Annotated in this window: 16 protein-coding genes; 6 read left to right on the top strand and 10 right to left on the bottom strand. The window is 58.6% G+C overall.

Translation table 11 applies throughout. From position 1 onward, the window contains the following. Nucleotides 1–98 precede the first annotated feature (98 nt). On the bottom strand, nucleotides 99–1,490 hold the full coding sequence (locus ACIP1X_RS08705; protein ID WP_400751162.1) for an aldehyde dehydrogenase family protein: 1,392 nt from the start codon (nucleotides 1,488–1,490) through the stop codon (nucleotides 99–101). A 103-nt stretch (nucleotides 1,491–1,593) separates the two neighbouring features. On the opposite strand from ACIP1X_RS08705, the gene ACIP1X_RS08700 reads away from it, so the two are divergent. Further along, entirely contained in the window at nucleotides 1,594–2,472 is an 879-nt protein-coding gene (locus ACIP1X_RS08700) for a putrescine utilization regulator PtrR (RefSeq protein ID WP_212544736.1), read from the top strand. 60 nt (nucleotides 2,473–2,532) lie between these two features. Here the strand turns inward: ACIP1X_RS08700 and ACIP1X_RS08695 are convergent, their stop codons facing one another. Both ACIP1X_RS08695 and ACIP1X_RS08690 read right to left on the bottom strand, forming a co-directional pair. Continuing rightward, on the bottom strand, nucleotides 2,533–3,156 hold the full coding sequence (locus ACIP1X_RS08695) for a glutathione S-transferase family protein (RefSeq protein ID WP_400751160.1): 624 nt from the start codon (nucleotides 3,154–3,156) through the stop codon (nucleotides 2,533–2,535). A 103-nt stretch (nucleotides 3,157–3,259) separates the two neighbouring features. Then, a complete protein-coding gene (locus tag ACIP1X_RS08690) occupies nucleotides 3,260–4,675 on the bottom strand; it encodes a purine-cytosine permease family protein (protein ID WP_400751158.1) in 1,416 nt (471 codons plus the stop codon). A 384-nt stretch (nucleotides 4,676–5,059) separates the two neighbouring features. On the opposite strand from ACIP1X_RS08690, the gene ACIP1X_RS08685 reads away from it, so the two are divergent. Continuing rightward, a complete protein-coding gene (locus ACIP1X_RS08685; RefSeq protein ID WP_053121255.1) occupies nucleotides 5,060–5,971 on the top strand; it encodes a LysR family transcriptional regulator in 912 nt (303 codons plus the stop codon). A gap of 18 nt (nucleotides 5,972–5,989) precedes the next feature. On the opposite strand, the gene argE is transcribed toward ACIP1X_RS08685, so the two are convergent. From argE to ACIP1X_RS08660, 5 genes are all read right to left on the bottom strand, one after another. After that, on the bottom strand, nucleotides 5,990–7,138 hold the full coding sequence (argE, locus tag ACIP1X_RS08680) for an acetylornithine deacetylase (RefSeq protein ID WP_400751155.1): 1,149 nt from the start codon (nucleotides 7,136–7,138) through the stop codon (nucleotides 5,990–5,992). Beyond that, nucleotides 7,135–7,812 (bottom strand): DUF1028 domain-containing protein, encoded by a 678-nt coding sequence (locus tag ACIP1X_RS08675; protein ID WP_053121251.1) that lies wholly within the window; start codon nucleotides 7,810–7,812, stop codon nucleotides 7,135–7,137. Before ACIP1X_RS08675 ends, argE begins: the two co-directional genes overlap by 4 nt. A gap of 120 nt (nucleotides 7,813–7,932) precedes the next feature. Continuing rightward, a complete protein-coding gene (locus ACIP1X_RS08670) occupies nucleotides 7,933–8,349 on the bottom strand; it encodes a RidA family protein (protein ID WP_400751152.1) in 417 nt (138 codons plus the stop codon). A 58-nt stretch (nucleotides 8,350–8,407) separates the two neighbouring features. Continuing rightward, nucleotides 8,408–9,727 (bottom strand): flavin-containing monooxygenase, encoded by a 1,320-nt coding sequence (locus ACIP1X_RS08665; protein ID WP_400751149.1) that lies wholly within the window; start codon nucleotides 9,725–9,727, stop codon nucleotides 8,408–8,410. Between the two features lie 351 nt (nucleotides 9,728–10,078). Next, entirely contained in the window at nucleotides 10,079–10,897 is an 819-nt protein-coding gene (locus tag ACIP1X_RS08660; RefSeq protein ID WP_400751146.1) for an alpha/beta fold hydrolase, read from the bottom strand. 208 nt (nucleotides 10,898–11,105) lie between these two features. On the opposite strand from ACIP1X_RS08660, the gene ACIP1X_RS08655 reads away from it, so the two are divergent. Together ACIP1X_RS08655 and ACIP1X_RS08650 are read left to right on the top strand one after the other, a co-directional pair. Beyond that, entirely contained in the window at nucleotides 11,106–11,627 is a 522-nt protein-coding gene (locus tag ACIP1X_RS08655) for a hypothetical protein (protein ID WP_400751144.1), read from the top strand. Nucleotides 11,628–11,726: 99 nt separating this feature from the next. Then, on the top strand, nucleotides 11,727–12,113 hold the full coding sequence (locus ACIP1X_RS08650) for a hypothetical protein (protein ID WP_400751141.1): 387 nt from the start codon (nucleotides 11,727–11,729) through the stop codon (nucleotides 12,111–12,113). Nucleotides 12,114–12,455: 342 nt separating this feature from the next. Here the strand turns inward: ACIP1X_RS08650 and ACIP1X_RS08645 are convergent, their stop codons facing one another. Both ACIP1X_RS08645 and ACIP1X_RS08640 read right to left on the bottom strand, forming a co-directional pair. After that, nucleotides 12,456–13,499, bottom strand: coding sequence for an LLM class flavin-dependent oxidoreductase (locus ACIP1X_RS08645; RefSeq protein ID WP_400751138.1), 1,044 nt, complete (start codon nucleotides 13,497–13,499; stop codon nucleotides 12,456–12,458). 155 nt (nucleotides 13,500–13,654) lie between these two features. Next, nucleotides 13,655–14,140, bottom strand: coding sequence for a flavin reductase family protein (locus ACIP1X_RS08640; RefSeq protein ID WP_212551296.1), 486 nt, complete (start codon nucleotides 14,138–14,140; stop codon nucleotides 13,655–13,657). 324 nt (nucleotides 14,141–14,464) lie between these two features. Between ACIP1X_RS08640 and ACIP1X_RS08635 the strand changes: the two genes are divergently transcribed. Both ACIP1X_RS08635 and ACIP1X_RS08630 read left to right on the top strand, forming a co-directional pair. Beyond that, a complete protein-coding gene (locus ACIP1X_RS08635) occupies nucleotides 14,465–15,871 on the top strand; it encodes a purine-cytosine permease family protein (RefSeq protein WP_400751135.1) in 1,407 nt (468 codons plus the stop codon). 250 nt (nucleotides 15,872–16,121) lie between these two features. Next, nucleotides 16,122–17,222 carry a polyamine ABC transporter substrate-binding protein gene (locus tag ACIP1X_RS08630; protein ID WP_400751132.1) on the top strand — a complete coding sequence of 367 codons (1,101 nt, stop codon included), beginning with the start codon at nucleotides 16,122–16,124 and terminating at the stop codon, nucleotides 17,220–17,222. The last annotated feature ends 60 nt before the right edge of the window (nucleotides 17,223–17,282 follow it).

Below are 17,282 nucleotides of genomic sequence, written 5' to 3'. Positions count from 1 at the left end.
CCGAAGGCTGCGATCTTTTGATCTGGCTTTTTTAGAGCAAGGTCAAAAGATCGCAGCCTTCGGCAGCTCCTACAGGGGGAGGTGGCGGGGCTTGGGAATTATTTACGATCCAGCCACACGGTTTGCGCGTTGCAGAATTCGCGGACGCCGAAGTGCGACAGCTCGCGGCCGAAACCGCTTTTCTTTACGCCGCCGAAGGTCACGCGCGGGTCGCTGGCGGAGTAGCCGTTGATGAACACGCCGCCGGTTTCCAGTTCGCTGGTCAGTTGCTGGGCCAGTTGCACGTTGGCGGTGTAGATCGTCGCGGTCAGGCCGAATTCGCTGTCGTTGGCCAATGCCACAGCATGGGCGCAATCGCGGGCGGTGATGATCGAGGCGACCGGGCCGAACAGTTCCTGTTTGAACGAGGTCATGCGGTCGGTGACATCAGCCAGCACGGTAGGCTCGTAGTAGTTGCCGGCACCTGCGGTTTTGCCGCCACCGAGCAACAGCGTCGCGCCTTCTTCCAGGGTGTCGCGCACTTGCTGATCGAGTTCATCACGCAGGTCGAAGCGCGCCATCGGGCCGATGTAAGTGTCGGCAGCCAATGGATCGCCCACTTTCAGCTTGCGGGTGGCTTCGACGAATTTGCGGGTGAATTCTTCCACCACGCCTTCTTCGATGATCAGACGTTTGGCGGCGGCGCAGACCTGGCCGGAATTCTGGTAGCGGCCAATGACGGCGGCTTGCACGGCTTCATCGATATCAGCATCGTTAAGTACGATAAACGGATCGGAACCACCCAATTCCAGCACGCATTTCTTCAGCGCAGCACCGGCCTGAGCACCAATGGCCATGCCGGCACGCACGCTACCGGTCAGGGTCACCGCCGCAATGCGTGGGTCAGCAATCGCAGTGGAAACGCCTTCTGGAGTGACGTTGATCACTTCAAACACGCCATCAGCGAAGCCTGCGCGAGTGAACGCATCACGCAGCAGATAAGCGCTGCCCATCACGTTCGGTGCATGCTTGAGCACGTAGGTGTTGCCGGCAATCAATGCTGGTACAGCGCCGCGCAGCACTTGCCAGATCGGGAAGTTCCAAGGCATCACCGCGAGAATCGGGCCGAGCGGACGGTATTCGATGCGCGCCTTGCCACCTTCGACCTGGGTCGGTTCAGCGTCGAGCATGGCCGGGCCGTGTTCGGCGTACCACTCGCAGAGCTTGGCGCATTTCTCGATTTCGCCACGGGCCTGAGCGATCGGTTTGCCCATTTCCTGGGTGATCATGGTCGCCATGGCTTCAGCGGTGTCACGCAGCGCGCCGGCGAGGGCGGTCAGCAAACGCGAGCGATCCTGCAGCGGCTTGCGCTTCCACTTGCCGAAGCCATAAGCGGCGCGGGTCAGTGCGGCGTCGAGGGCGGCAGCCGATTCAAAGGCGTAGTGGCCAATCTGTTCGCCGCTGGCTGGGTTGATCGAGATGGCGTGGGTCTGGCTGGAAATCTGGCTCATGGTCGTGTCCTGCATGTTCGTCGGATGAGCCTAGAGTAGGGTGGTGTTTGTTTTCTGGAAACTGAATAATAAAGATCGTTTCTTTCACGATTGGAGAATGACTTTGGATCTGGTGCAGCTGGAAATCTTCAAAGCCGTTGCCGAGCACGGCAGCATCAGCGCCGCCGCCACGCAGATCCATCGCGTGCCGTCGAACCTGACCACGCGCATCAAGCAGCTTGAGCAGGATCTGGGTGTCGATCTGTTTATTCGCGAGAAAAGCCGTTTGCGCCTGTCGCCGGCCGGATGGAGTTTTCTCGAATACGCGCGACGGATTCTCGACCTTGTGCAGGAGGCGCGGGCGACCGTGGCGGGCGAGGAGCCGCAAGGCGCATTTCCACTGGGATCGCTGGAAAGCACGGCTGCGGTGCGCATTCCGGAATTGCTCGCGGCGTATAACCAGTTACACCCAAAAGTCGATCTCGACCTGTCCACCGGGCCTTCGGGAACGATGATCGATGGCGTGCTCTCCGGACGCCTCGCCGCGGCGTTTGTCGACGGCCCGGTGCTGCATCCGACGCTGGAGGGCGTGCCGGCCTTTGAGGAGGAAATGGTCATCATCGCGCCGCTCAACCACGCGCCGGTGCAGCGCGCGGCGGATGTGAATGGCGAGAATATTTATGCCTTCCGCTCCAACTGCTCTTATCGTCATCACTTTGAAAAGTGGTTCAGCACCGACGCCGCCGTGCCGGGCAAGATTTTCGAAATGGAGTCCTACCACGGCATGCTTGCCTGCGTCAGTGCGGGCGCTGGGCTGGCGCTGATGCCGCGCAAAATGCTTCAGAGCATGCCCGGTAGTGCGACGGTCAGTGTCTGGCCGCTGGCGAAGGATTTTCGTTATCTGACCACGTGGCTGGTGTGGCGGCGGGGCACGGTGTCGCGCAGTTTGAGCATGTTTGTGCGTTTGCTTGAAGAACGCGGGGTGGTGCGGGCAGAAGAGTGACTGCCCCTTTGAACGGCTGAAACCTCTAATGCCAGGAATCCGGAATCAGAGGTTTTCGCGTTATGGCGTGCCGTTTCGTCCGTACAGGCGATAACCCTCGCGTTTGTTGAGGCGATCGTAGTAGGCGCTGACGGCGGGGAAGTGCGGATGCTTGAGCGGTGTTTCGAACCAGCGGTTTACCGAGAGTCCGATCGGGATGTCCGCCAGTGAAAACTCCTTGCCGCTGACGTAAGCGCCAGTTGATTCCAGTTGCCGATCGAGAATCTCCATGTTCTTCGACCAATCCCGGCAACCCGCTGCCAGTGCAGCGCTGTCCTGATAGTCCGGCGACTTGCGCACCAGCGACATCAGCGGATACGACCACGAGCGATTCAGTTCGGAAGCCTGCCAGTCAATCCACTGATCGACCCGCGCCCGGGCCATCGGCTCAGTTGGATATAGCTGCGAACCGCCGTAGCGCGAGACCAGATAACGAATGATCGTATTCGATTCCCACAACGTGAAATCGCCGTCCTGAATCACCGGCACCATGGCGCATGGATTTAGTGCGAGAAACTCCGCTGTGTTCGTGGATTGAAACCCTGATCCCCAATCTTCACGCTCGAACGGGATCTCCAGTTCAGCGCAAGTCCAGAGCACTTTACGCACGTTGATCGATGACGCTTTGCCAAGTATTCGCAGCATTGGATTTCCCTTTCCTCACAGTCCTCGGACGCAAATAAATACCATAGCGCAATAAAGAAGGCCCGCATTCTGGCGGGCCTTCCTGTTTCACCGGATCAATTTTTCACACACTACTCGCCAACTTCCCGCCCATCATTCGTCGACGATAGGACGTATCCCGATTCGCCAGCCAGAAGTACAGCGGCGACGTCACCAGCAAGCCCACCAGCCACGACAGATCCGCGCCGTTAATGTGTGCCGACACCGGGCCGACGTACAGTGGCGTGTTCATGAACGGGATCTGTACGGCGATGCCGATCGCGTAAGCCAGCAAGGCCTGCGGGTTGTAGCGGCCGTAGATGCCGCCATCAACCTGGAAGATCGACTGGATGTCGTATTTGCCTTTGTGGATCGCATAGAAGTCGATCAGGTTGATCGCCGTCCACGGCACCAGAACCACTAAAAGCACCAGCACCATATCGACGAAGTGGCCGATGAAGTCCTTGGACGCACCGACGGCGGCGAAGCAGCAGGCCAGCAACACGATGATCGAGATCACCGCGCGGCTCTTGGCGGTCGGGATCCAGCGGTAGGCGAAGGTCTGCACCAGAGTGATCAGCGACAGCACGGCGCCGTAGAGGTTGAGGGCGTTGTGGCTGATTACGCTGAGCAGGAACAGCACCAGCATCAGCGGGCCGATGGAACCGGTGGCCATTTTCACGGCGTCCATGGTGTCCATGCCAACCGGTGTGGCAAGCACGGCAACGGCGCCGAAAATGAACGCCAGGCTCGAACCGAGCGCCGAACCCAGATAGGTCGTCCAGAAGGTCGACGAGACTTTGACGTCGGCCGGCAAGTAACGCGAATAATCGGACACGTACGGTGCGAACGCGATCTGCCACAACGCCGCCAACGACACGGTGGCGAGCCAGCCGGAGAGGTTGAAGCTGCCACGGGTGAGGAAATCATCGGTCTGAATATGGGTAAAGATGTAGCCGAATCCGACGACGATGCCGATCCCCAACACCCAGGTGCCGATGCGGTTGAGCACGTGGATAAAGCGGTAGCCGATGATGCCGATGATCCCCGAACCCACGGCGCCGATGACAATGCCGACCGGCACCGGAACGCTGTCGACCACGCCGTGCAACGACTTGCCGGCAAGGACGATGTTGGAGGCGAAGAAACCGATGTACATGACGCCGGCAATCAACACCACCAGCAGCGCACCGAGTGAGCCGAACTGCGCGCGACTCTGGATCATTTGCGGAATGCCCATTTGCGGGCCTTGCGCCGAGTGCAACGCCATCAGCACGCCGCCGACCAGATGGCCGACGAGGATCGCGACGATGCCCCAGACCAGATTCAAGTGGAACAACTGCACGCCCAGCGCACCGGTGACGATGGGCAACGGCGCGATGTTGCCGCCGAACCAGAGCGTGAACAGATCCCTGACCTTTCCGTGGCGATCTTCAGGGGGCACGTATCCTATCGTGTGTTTTTCAATCAGCGGAGCGGAGGATGCTGCGGGGGTAGCCATGACGAACTCCAAGGCAAGGATGAGTACGTGGACGTACTTCGGCAAGCGCCGGCACGGGCGGCGCAATTCTTGTTGAAGCGATCATGGGTAAAGCGTCGGGATAGATAAATTAGTAAGTTTGTTGCTACAGACGTTAAAAAAAATATGCTCTGGGGGAGGCGGTGCTCCGGTATGTTCACCTCCAGTAGTCAGTGACCCTTTGTGATGATGGGATTTACCTGCAAGCAGAGATTTATCTGCAATGAGGGTCCTGTGGTGAGGGGATTTATCCCCGATGGGCTGCGCAGCGGCCCCTCTTTTGACTTTAAAAACAGGGGCCGCTTCGCGCCCCATCGGGGATAAATCCCCTCGCCACAGCGATCCTTTGATTTTCTGGAGATTCCCATGGCCGCCTACAACCTGCGCCAGCTCAAATACTTCGTCACCACCGCCGATTGCGGCAGCGTCGCCGAAGCCTCGCGCAAGCTCTACATCGCGCAGCCGTCGGTCTCCACCGCGATCAAACATCTGGAAGAAAGCTTCGGTGTGCAGTTGTTCATCCGCCATCACGCCCAAGGCGTTTCGCTGACGCCGAGCGGCTCGCGCTTCTATCGCAAGGCACTGGAACTGTTGCGGGTTGCCCACGAGTTCGAACAAAACGCCCTGGCCGACAACGACGTGGTCTCCGGACAGATCGATATCGGCTGTTTCGAAACCGTCGCGCCGCTGTACCTGCCGCGCCTGATCGCCGGTTTCAAGGCGCGCTGGCCCGGCGTGGAAATCCGCATTCGCGACGGCGAACAGCAAGAACTGGTGCAAGCCCTGACCGCCGGCAGCATCGACGTGGCGATGATGTTCGAACACGACCTCGACAGCACCATCGAAACCACGCCGTTGATGCCGCCGCAGCAGCCTTATGCGCTGCTCCCGGCCAACCATCGCTTCGCGCAACAGGCAAAGGTTTCGCTGCATGATCTGGTGCTGGAACCGATGATCCTGCTCGACGTAGTGCCGAGTCGCACCTACTTCGTGAGCATCTTCGAGGAGCGCGGCCTGACGCCGAACATCGTCTTCAGCTCACCGTCGATCGAGATGGTGCGCGGCATGGTCGGCAATGGTTTTGGCTTTTCGATTCTGGTGACGAAACCGTTCAGCGATTACACCTACGACGGCCAACAAGTCGTGTGCGTGCCGTTGGCGGAAACGGTGACCGGTTCGGGATTGTCGGCAGCGTGGTTGCGGCGCGTGCAACTGACCAAACCGGTGCAGTTGTTCGTCGACCATTGCCGTGAGGAATTGGCCCGACTGTACGCGTGAGTGCAGTCGAGCCGGGTTTCAATTGCGGATAAACGCCAGCACGCGCTGGAGCATGTCATCGCAGGCCTGCAACTGATCGAGGCTGACAAACTCATCCGGTTTGTGGCCCTGATCCATGCTGCCGGGGCCGCAGACTACGGTTGGAATGCCCACCGCATCAAACAAACCACCTTCAGTGCCGAATGCCACCGTGCCGAATTCCATTGAGCCGCAGAACGCAGCAATCAATTCGGCAGCCTGGCTCTGCGCATCGGTGACCAGCCCCGGGTACGCTGACAACTCGCTGAAACGAATTTCACTTTGCTCGCTGACCGCACGCATACGCGGCAGCACTTCGCGCTCGGCATAGCTTTTCAGCGCCTCGGCGACCAAGGCCGGATCCTGCGAGGGCAGGGCACGGATCTCGAAATCGAAACGGCAATCGGCGGGCACGATGTTGAGCGCTTTACCACCGCTGATGACGCCGGTTTGCACTGTGCTGTAGGGCGGGTCAAAACGCTTGTCGTGATGCTCCGGTGCTTTCAATTGCTGGCCGAGGCGCCCCAGTTCGCCGATCAATTCGGCGGCGTATTCGATGGCGTTGACGCCGAGTGGCGCGTAGGCCGAATGGCACGGATGGCCGTGCACATCGCAGCGCATCGCCAGTTTGCCTTTGTGGCCGAGCACCGGTTTCAGTTCAGTCGGTTCGCCGATGATGCACAGCAGCGGTTTGACCGGGCGCTGCTGCAAAACCTTGAGCAAAGAACGCACGCCGAGGCAGCCGACTTCTTCGTCATACGACAAAGCGATGTGCACCGGGATGCGCAACGACGCCTGCACCAGCGCCGGCACCAAAGCGAGCACGCAGGCGATGTAGCCCTTCATGTCCGCCGTGCCACGGCCGAACACTTTGCCGTCGCGCTCCGTCAGTTCGAATGGAGGAAGCGTCCACGGCTGGCCGTCGACCGGCACCACATCGGTGTGCCCGGACAGCACGATGCCCGGTTGATCCACCGGGCCGATCGTGGCGAACAGGTTGGCTTTGCTGCGCTCATCGTTGTAGATCAACGCGCAGGGCACGTCGAAACCTTCAAGGTAATCGCGGACGAATTCGATCAGTTGCAAGTTGGATTCACGGCTGGTGGTGTCGAATGCCACCAGCGCTCTGAGCAACTCGACGCTGTTCATCGATCATCACCGGCGACGCCGTAACCCGGGGCTTTGGCGGGATCGAGCGCGCGGTCGATGTAGTCCTGAAGCTGCGGTTGGTAGGCGTCCCAGAGTTTTTGCAGTTGGCCGATCGGGTTTTCATCCGCCCAGTCGACGCGCAAATTGACGATCGGCCAGGTCTGTTCGCCGACCACCACGACCGCTGCCGAATGCACCGGGCCGGCTTCGCCACCGAGGGCTTGCGCGGCGTGGAGGGCTTTGAGCAGACGGTCGGCGAGTTGGCCTTCGCCGTCTTCAAAGGCACTGACCATCGCTTCGATGACTGAGCGCCCGGCGAGCATGTTGCCGGCGGCGACGCATTGTTCGCCGGAGACCGCGTTGTGCACGCCGAGGGTCTGTGAACCGCTGAAGTGGGCGGTCTGGCCGAGGTGGTTGATCGCGGTGATCTGGCGGTACTGACTGTAGCCGTTGCGCGTGAGGACTTTGTCCAGCGCTTCGTCCGGCGACAGGCCTTGCTCCATCAGCGCGAGCACTTCCGGGCCGAGCGAGGGCAGGGTGATGTTCTGGCTCGACACCGCGCCGACGCCCGGCAGCAGCCATGGGCAGCGCGCGCCGACGGCGATGCTGGAGGAACTGATGGCGACACCGAACTGGCCGGTTTCGGCGCAGCGGGCTGCGATTGAAAAGGTCATCTAATGAACTCCTTGTGTGTTTGGGCTGGCCTCATCGCGAGCAGGCTCGCTCCTACAGGTGAACGCATTCCAAATGTAGGAGTGAGCCTGCTCGCGATCGCCATAACGCGGTGAACCTGCTTACTCAGGAATCACAGCAATCACATCAATCTCCATCAACCACTGCGGCTGCCCCAGCGCCGATACCACCAGCCCGGTCGAGATCGGGAACACGCCTTTGAGCCACTTGCCCACTTCGCCATACACCGCTTCGCGATAACGCGGGTCGATCAGGTAGGTGGTGGTTTTGACGATGTGGCTCATGTCGCTGCCGGCTTCTTCCAGCAGTTGCTTGACGTTGCGCATCGCTTGTTCAGCCTGCGCACGCGGGTCGCCCAGACCGATCAGATTGCCGTCGAAATCAGTGCCGACCTGGCCACGGACATACACCGTGTTACCGGCACGCACGGCCTGGCACAGGTCGTTGTCCAGCGTCTGGTTCGGGTAGGTGTCTTTGGTGTTGAACATACGGATGCGAGTGTGGGTTGGCGTGCTCATTTACAGCTCCAGAATCAGGGTTGCCCGGCGCAATCGGCGCCGGATCGAAAGAAGCAAATCAGGCGTCGACGGTGTCGGCGATTTTGTTATGCGCAGGCGAGTGCAGTTCGGCTTCACGCTGCTCGGCGTCGCGATAGTCCAGATATTTGCGCTGGGTCGCGATGTGATCGGCGACGTGTTTGGCGTCGTGCCAGACGCCCCAGATGAACGACGAACCGCGACGCGACTGCCACGGCAAACCAAGGAAATACACACCCGGCTCGCTCGACACACCGCGCTGATGCACAGGCTTGCCTTTGTCATCGAACGCCGCGACTTGCAGCCAGGAATAATCCACGGCAAAACCAGTGGCCCAGATAATCGAGGTGATGCCAGCCTTGGCCAGATCCAGATCGGCCAGCGGATTTTTCACGCAGTCAGGTTCTGGATACGTTTCGCGTGCTTCCGGTTCTTCCGGCAGGTCGAGGCCGTTGCGTTCGATGTAAGCGTCGGCAGCGTCCAGCAGCGCCAGATAGTTTTCGTCGCCGCGATTGAGGTTGCCGACCAGATCCTGCTTGAAAGTGACCACGCCGTTATTGAACGACTCGGTGACACCGACCAGGGTCATGCCGCGATGGGCCAGGCCACGGAAATCGATGGTGCGCCCGCCATGCGCGCCGCTGACCGCGATGGTCACGTGCTCGCGGCCAGGTTTCATCGCCGCTTGATCCCACTCGCCCAACACACCCAGCCACCAGCAGAAATCACGGTTGCGGTAAGCGCGAGGCGGGCGGTCGTGGGCGCCGACGGACAGGAACACCTGCTTGCCGGAACGCTGCAACTCATCAGCAATCTGTACGCCGGAAGAACCGGCGCCGATCACCAGCACCGCGCCTTCCGGCAGTTGCTGCGGGTTGCGATAGTCAGCGGAGTGCATCTGCAGCAGACGTTCGTCTTGCGGGGCAATCGCCGGGATTACCGGTTTCTGAAACGGGCCGGTAGCCGCGACCACACGGCTGGCTTCGATCACGCCTTCGGAGGTTTCGACGGTGAAACCCGGACGACCGACATTGCGCACCACGCTTTTGACTTCAACGCCGGTGCGGATCGGCGCATTGAATTTCTTCGCATAGGCTTCGAAGTAATCAGCCACGCGTTCTTTCGGGGCGAAACCGTCGGGATCGACATCATCAAATTCCAGACCCGGAAAGCGGTCGTGCCACGCCGGGCCATTGGCGACCAGCGAATCCCAACGCCCGGTGCGCCAGCGCTCGGCAATGCGGTTGCGCTCCAGCACTAGGTGCGGCACACCGAGTTTGCTCAGGTGCTCGCTCATGGCGACGCCTGCCTGGCCGGCACCCACGATCAGCGTGTCTGTTTTTATTATTTCAGTGGTCATCTCTACATCCTTCCTAGCAAGGCAGTTGGATTCGGGCGCTGTTGGCTTGTCCGTTTGGCTTGAGGTCAGACTAGGGAGAGGGGGGATATCGGTAAAATATTATTAAGCTGGGATGTGAAGATAAAATTCTGATGCAGGGAGGTTAAGGCCTTTAAATCCGGGGGTTCTGGCAGTGGACGAGCCTGCAACTACACACAAAAATCTTCAACCAGAGTGCAATCCTTGTGGTGAGGGGATTTATCCCCGTTGGGTCGCGAAGCGGCCCTTCTTTTGATTTCAAAAAAAGGGACTGCTGCGCAGTCCAACGGGGATGAATCCCCTCGCCACAGGGTAGTGGGAATCTTAGAGGGGTTATCGGTTGAGGAACGCCAGCAGGTCTTCGTTCAATGCTTGCGCATGGGTCACCGCAAAACCATGCGGTGCACCGGCATACACCTTCAACTCAGCACCCTTGATCTGCGCAGCAGCCTGCTTACCCGTGGTTTCAAACGGTACGATCTGATCGCCGTCGCCATGAATCACCAGCGTTGGCACATCGATCTTGGCCATGTCCGGACGGAAGTCGGTTTCCGAGAACGCAGTAACGCAATCCACGGTGCCCTTGAGCGACGCCAGCAGCGCCACATTCAGGGTCTGCGTGAGTACGCCGTCAGAGACGTTCTGGCCCTGATTGGTGCCGTAGAACGGCGCGGCAAAATCGGCGATGAACTGCGCACGATCCTTGAGCAGGCCGGCCTTGATGCCGTCGAATACTGATTTGTCGACGCCTTCCGGGAAATCAGGTTTCTTGCCAAATAACGGCGTCACCGCACCCAGCAACACCAGCCCGGCAACGCGCTCGCTGCCATGACGGGCGATGTAGCGGCTGACGTCGCCACCGCCCATGGAAAAGCCCACTAGCGTGACGTCACGCAGATCCAGATGGTTGATCAATTGCGCGATGTCATCGGCGAATGTGTCGTAGTCGTAACCTGTCCACGGTTGATCGGAGCGGCCGAAACCCCGGCGATCGAACGCGATGGTGCGATAGCCACGGCTGCTCAGGTATTCCATCTGGTACTCCCACATGTCGGCATCCAGCGGCCAGCCATGGCTGAACAGCACGGGTTTGCCGCTGCCCCAGTCCTTGAAATAGATCTCGGTGCCGTCTTGCGTGGTGAATGTGCTCATGCAAACTCCTTGCGTCAGCGATGGTTTGGAAAGCCGAAATGGCAGCCTTCACTATCGGCGCAAAGCGTTGCGGCTACTTGTATGCAGGTGCTGGGTTGAAGGGTCGTCAAAGCCTGGCAGAGTTGTATGATGCAACCTTGAACCTGACGCTGGAGAACCTAGTCCGCTGTTGAACAGCCATCTGGATAGGGCGGTTTGAGCGCGGCCAGTGAAACGCATTGCAGAGGCTTTGATCTTGAGTGAGTTGAGTTATCCACGTTTGAAGGTATTTCTGGCGTTCCTTTTCTGCCCGCTGGTTCCGGGTTTCATCGCAGGGATAATCAAGACGATTGCGACCCTTGCCCATGTGGCCATGAACCCCCGATTGATCGGTGAGGTCGCTGGCGCGCAGTTGCTGCTGATGCCCTTTCTCGCGCCGTTGCTGGCTCAAGCAGTCTTTCTGCTGCCGTTTCTGATTTTTTCGGCGGTTATTGCACTCATGAAAATCAACCGCACGCAACGAAACTGCACAGTCATCGCTTTGTCGGGCGCTTGTCTGGCCACTTTATGGGTTGTGCCTTTTATATATGCGGTGCTTCATGATGCTAAAGGGGCGGATATCACCGAGGAACTTCTCGGTTTGGCGACGCTGTTTGCAACGGCCATCGCATCCTGCTGGTTAACAGCACGCTTGTTTCTACCCGACCCCGCAGACCTTGATATCCTCCCGGCATTGGAAGTTGAACGATGAATGCTCAGCAACGGCGCAGAACCCTGTTCTGTCCGGGCGTGCGGCCAGATTGTTAGCCGCGATGAGTTGACGCGAAACCAGAAGAGGAGATCGGAGTAAATGTCGTTATCCGCAATGATCATTTCCTCAAGAAAACTGACCGTAGAAGATTTCAGAGCGGCTGTTCTCGCCGCCGGTGGATTCGTTAACACTGGCGGGAAGCCTCGGGGGACAATCGGTGAAGGCGACTCGAATATATGGCTGTCATTGCTTCCGGAGGATTGGTTTTACGAGATGTACGACAGCGATGATCGTCTGGAGTGGCAGAACGTATTGGGTGATCCTCCCCAATCGCTGATTGAGATAGACCTTGACCATACACAACATTCGAGATTGATGTACCGGGTGTTCTTTTTGAGCGTTGCGAAACTCTGGCCTTGTATTTTGTCCGACGTCGACGATGCTCTGCTGTCCGGTGATCAGGTTGCTCAAAAATATGGGTTATGAGCGGTGGTTACCACCCATTTTTCGCCTATGGAAATGGATGAGACCCAATATGAGGTGCACTGTCGCGGGGACTATCGAGATCAGGTGCATGTCAGAGCGGTAGCTGCAGCGAGCGGTGGCAATTTTTTAGAGGCAAGAACTTTGCTACAGAAGGGTCTTCCTCTAGTGATGGTCGGTCGGGCTCAAGAGGTTTTAAAGGTTCGAAAGAGTCTTCTGGCTGTTGGAATGGCTTGCGAAATCCGCCCCGAATTTCCATGGCAATAAAGTTGTCAGGACTGTTAAAAAAAAACGCCCCGAATCAATCGGGGCGTTTTCATTGGCCAGGCCTGATCAGCAGATCACTCAGCGAAACGCCGGCACCACGTGCTTGATAAACAGCTCCAGCGATTTCTTTTTCTCGGCATGCGGCAAGCTGTTGTCGCACCAGAAGCTGAACTCATCGACGCCCAGTTCCTGGTAGTACTTGATGCGCGGAATGATCTCTCCCGGCGTGCCGATCATTGCGGTTTTGTGCAGGCTTTCCAGTTCGAACTCAGGACGCCCGGCAAACTTCTCTTCCGGGCTTGGGTCGAGGAAGCCGTTGACCGGGGTTTGCTTGTTGCCGAACCACGCGTCGAAGGTGCGGTAGAAGCGCGAGATCGCTTTGGCGCCGACTTTCCAGCCGTCCGGATCGTCGGCGGTGTGTACGTGGGTGTGGCGCAGCACCATCAATTGCGGGCGCGGCACGTCGGGGTTGTTGTCCAGTGCGGTCTGGAATTTATTCTTCAGGTCGAGGACTTCTTCGTCGCCTTTCATCAATGGCGTGACCATCACGTTGCAGCCGTTGGCCACGGCGAAGTTGTGCGAATCCGGGTCGCGGGCGGCGATCCACATCGGCGGGTTCGGCTGCTGAATCGGCTTCGGCACGCTGGTCGAAGTGGGGAATTTCCAGATGTCGCCGTCATGGGCGTAATCGCCTTTCCACAGGGCGCGCACCACCGGAACCATTTCACGCAAGGCCTGACCGCCGGAAGAGGCAGGCATGCCGCCGGCCATGCGATCGAATTCAACCTGATAGGCGCCACGGGCCAAGCCGACTTCCATGCGACCGTTGCTGATCACGTCGAGCAGAGCGCATTCACCGGCCACCCGCAACGGGTGCCAGAACGGCGCAATGATGGTGCCGGCGCCGAGGTGGATGGTCGTGGTTTTCGCCGCGAGGTAGGCCAGCAGCGGCATCGGGCTTGGCGAGATGGTGTATTCCATCGCGTGGTGTTCGCCGATCCACACGGTGCTGAAACCGCCGGCCTCGGCCATCAGGGTGAGTTCGGTCAAGTCTTCGAACAGTTGGCGGTGGCTGACGCTTTCGTCCCAGCGCTCCATGTGTACGAACAGGGAAAATTTCATCACGCTTCCTCGGATCTTTTGTTGTTGAGGCTACTTGTGGGAGCGGGCTTGCTCGCGAAGGTGGTGTGACAGTCGACACCTATGGCGCCTGACAAGACGCCTTCGCGAGCAAGCTCGCTCCCACAGTTGATCTGTGCTGGCCTGGAAATGTTCGATCAGGCCAGGACGGGCAGGGCGCCCATTTTGCCGTGGCAGTACACCAGCGGGCCGCTGTGCTGCTCGGGGACGATCAGGTTCTTCACCGCGCCGACCATGATGGCGTGGTCGCCGCCTTCGTATTCACGCCACAGTTCACACTCGATGACAGCCGTCGCATTGGCCAGAATCGGGTTACCCAGTTCGCTCAGCGTCCACTCGATGCCTTGCGCCTTATCCTTGCCTTTACGGGCGAAAGCGTAGGCCTCGCTTTGCTGGCCGCCGGACAGAACATGAATCGCGAAGCGTTTGTTCTTGATCAGCACAGGGTAGGAGTCGGAGCTGTAGTTGGGGCAGAACAGCACCAGCGCAGGATCCATCGACAGCGAGCTGAAGGCGCTGGCGGTCAGGCCGACGATCTGCCCGTCATCATCCAGCGTGGTGATGACAGTGACGCCGGACGGAAACGAGCCCATGACTTGTTTGTAGATGGCTGCATCGATCATTGGACGGTCCTCGGGTGTTGTGACGCGATTTTTATGTATTTGTTGGTCTGATGGTATACCAGTAATTTTTCTTTGCAAGGGCTTTTAAGCTGAACCGATTAACGTGGTGCTTTCGTCGGAAACTCAACGTTTATTGGGCTTGCGGCTGGCCTGTGAGCCGCGGTTTCAGGGAGGATCACGTATCAGTTAGTGCTGTGAACTACGGAACAGTCTTGTGAAAAGTTTGGAATACCATAATATGGTCTGCATCTGAGGGGCGGCCAGAGAGTCCCCCCGGTTTGGCTTCATACAAAGATAAGAACAGACAAACTCGAGTTCATTCCTATGCCCCAGATGTCCAGGCAAGATCCGTTGATCGAGAATCATACGGTCGACTACGTCCCACTCGCGGAACGCCACGGCAAGGCCCGCGACCTTTTCACCCTTTGGTTCAGCACCAACATTGCGCCACTGCCCATCGTCACCGGCGCCATGGTGGTTCAGGTGTTCCATCTCGATTTGCTCTGGGGCCTGCTGGCGATTGCGCTGGGGCACATGATTGGCGGCGTGGTAATTGCGCTGGCCTCGGCGCAAGGCCCGCGCATGGGCATTCCCCAGATGGTGCAGAGTCGCGGTCAGTTCGGGCGTTATGGCGCGCTGTTGATCGTGTTTTTTGCGGCGATCATTTACATCGGCTTCTTCATTTCCAACATCGTCCTGGCGGGTAAATCCATTGTCGGCCTTGCGCCGTCGGTGCCGGCTCCGCTGAGCATTTTGATTGGTGCGCTGGCGGCCACGGCCATTGGCGTGATCGGCTACAACTTCATTCACACTTTGAACCGCATCGGCACCTGGGTGATGGGCAGCGCGCTGCTCGCCGGGTTTATCTATATCTTCGCCCATGACTTGCCGGCGGATTTCCTCACGCGCGGCAGCTTCAACCTGTCCGGTTGGCTGGCGACGGTGTCGTTGGGGATCATCTGGCAGATCAGCTTCTCGCCGTACGTGTCCGACTATTCGCGTTATTTGCCGGCGGATATCGGCATCGCCAAGCCATTTTGGGCGACGTATCTGGGCGCGACGCTGGGCACAATTCTGTCGTTCAGCTTCGGCGCAGTGGCGGTGTTGGCGACTCCGGAAGGCACCGAGGCGATGGCGGCGGTCAAGCAGTCGACGGGCTGGCTGGGGCCGATTTTGATGGTGCTGTTTTTGCTCAATATCATCAGCCATAACGCCCTGAATCTGTATGGCGCGGTGCTGTCGATCATCACCTCGATCCAGACCTTCGCCAGCCAATGGACGCCGAGCATCAAGGTGCGCGTGGTGCTATCGAGTGTCGTGTTGGCGGGCTGCTGCGTAGTGGCGCTGGGGGCTTCGGCGGATTTCATCTCCGAGTTTATCGGGCTGATTCTGGCGCTGTTGCTGGTGCTGGTGCCGTGGGCGTCGATCAACCTGATCGACTTCTACCTGATCAAACGCGGCAACTACGACATCACCTCGATCTTCCGCGCTGACGGTGGAATTTACGGGCGCTTCAATCTGCACGCGATCGTCGCGTACTTCATCGGCATCATTGTGCAGCTGCCGTTCGCCAATACTTCGCTGTATGTCGGGCCGTACGCCAATCTGGTGGAGGGTGCGGATCTGTCGTGGCTGGTCGGGCTGGTGGTCACTGTGCCGCTGTATTACTGCCTGGCGACACGTGGTCAGGCGCAGCAGAGCAGGGTGGCAAAACTGAGCTATCGCCCCTAACCGATTTCTTTGGTGATGTCCCCTCACCACAATTGATCTGCGGGATGCTCACGCATCCCGGCGGACATTCATATTGGCCACATCGATCCCCTTTTGGCCCATCCCCCACTGTGATCCGTCTACGCTGTCAGCAAGAATCAAAACCACAACGAAACGCTAGACCTTTTTTACCCTCGGCTACCTTTAAAGCCGCTGCCGTGTACAGAACATAAAAACCATCGAACTCACGCCGCATTTTGGGGAAACAACCATGGTCACGATGAAACGCATTCTGGGTGCCGCCGTGTGTGGGCTGACGCTGCTGGCCAGCGCCGTCCAGGCCGAGCAACGCGAACTGCGGGTGTACAACTGGGCGGATTACATTCTGCCGTCCGTGCCCAAGGATTTCGCTGCAAAAAGCGGTATCAAAGTGATCTGGGACACCTTCGACACCAACGAATCCCTGGAAGCCAAACTGCTCACCGGCAACTCCGGTTACGACCTCGTCGTGCCGTCGAACCAGTTCCTCGAAACGCAGATCAAGGCCGGCGTGTTCCAGAAACTCGACAAGTCGAAATTGCCAAACTGGAGCCACCAGGATCCGGAGCTGTTGAAACTGCTGGGCAAGAACGACCCCGGCAACCAGTACGGCGTGCCTTACATGGTCGGCACCGTGCTGATCGGCTTCAACTCGGACAAGGTCAAGGCTGCACTGGGCGATAACGCGCCGGTGGACAGTTGGGATCTGGTGTTCAAACCGGAGAACATGGAAAAACTCAAATCCTGCGGCGTAGCGATGCTCGATTCGCCGACGGAAATTCTGCCGCTGGCCCTGCACTATTTGGGGCTCGATCCGAACAGCCAAAACCCTGCCGACTATGAAAAAGCCAAAGAGCTGATGCTCAAGGTTCGTCCGTACGTCACCTACTTCAACTCGGCCAAGTACATGACTGACATCGCCAATGGCGACATCTGCGTGGCCATCGGTTATTCGGGTAGCTTCTACCAGTTTGGCAACCGCGCCAAAGAGGCAAAAAACGGTGTCGTGGTCGACTGGCGCTTGCCGAAGGAAGGCGCGCCGATCTGGTTCGACACTTTCGCGATTCCGAAGAGCGCGAAGAACGTCGAAGAGGCCCACGAATTCCTCAACAACCTGCTAGATCCGAAAGTGATCGCGCCGATCAGTGACTTCCTCGGCTACCCGAATGCGAACAAGGATTCGATCCCGCTGATCAACAAAGAGATCACCGACAACCCGAACCTGACACCGACCCCGGAGGCGCTGAAAAACCTCTACGTCGTCCAGCCATTGCCGCAGAAACTCGAACGCGTACGCACCCGCGTCTGGACCAGCATCAAGTCCGATAAATAGTCTCCGTCCAGACGAAATTCCCCTGTAGGAGCTACCGCAGGCTGCGATCTTTTGATCTTG

This window comes from Pseudomonas sp. NPDC088885, assembly GCF_044750025.1.
In the GTDB taxonomy this organism is placed as follows: Bacteria; Pseudomonadota; Gammaproteobacteria; order Pseudomonadales; family Pseudomonadaceae; genus Aquipseudomonas; species Aquipseudomonas rustica.
The sequence above is the reverse complement of the archived record's forward strand: the minus strand, read 5'-3'. Positions and strand labels throughout refer to the sequence as shown.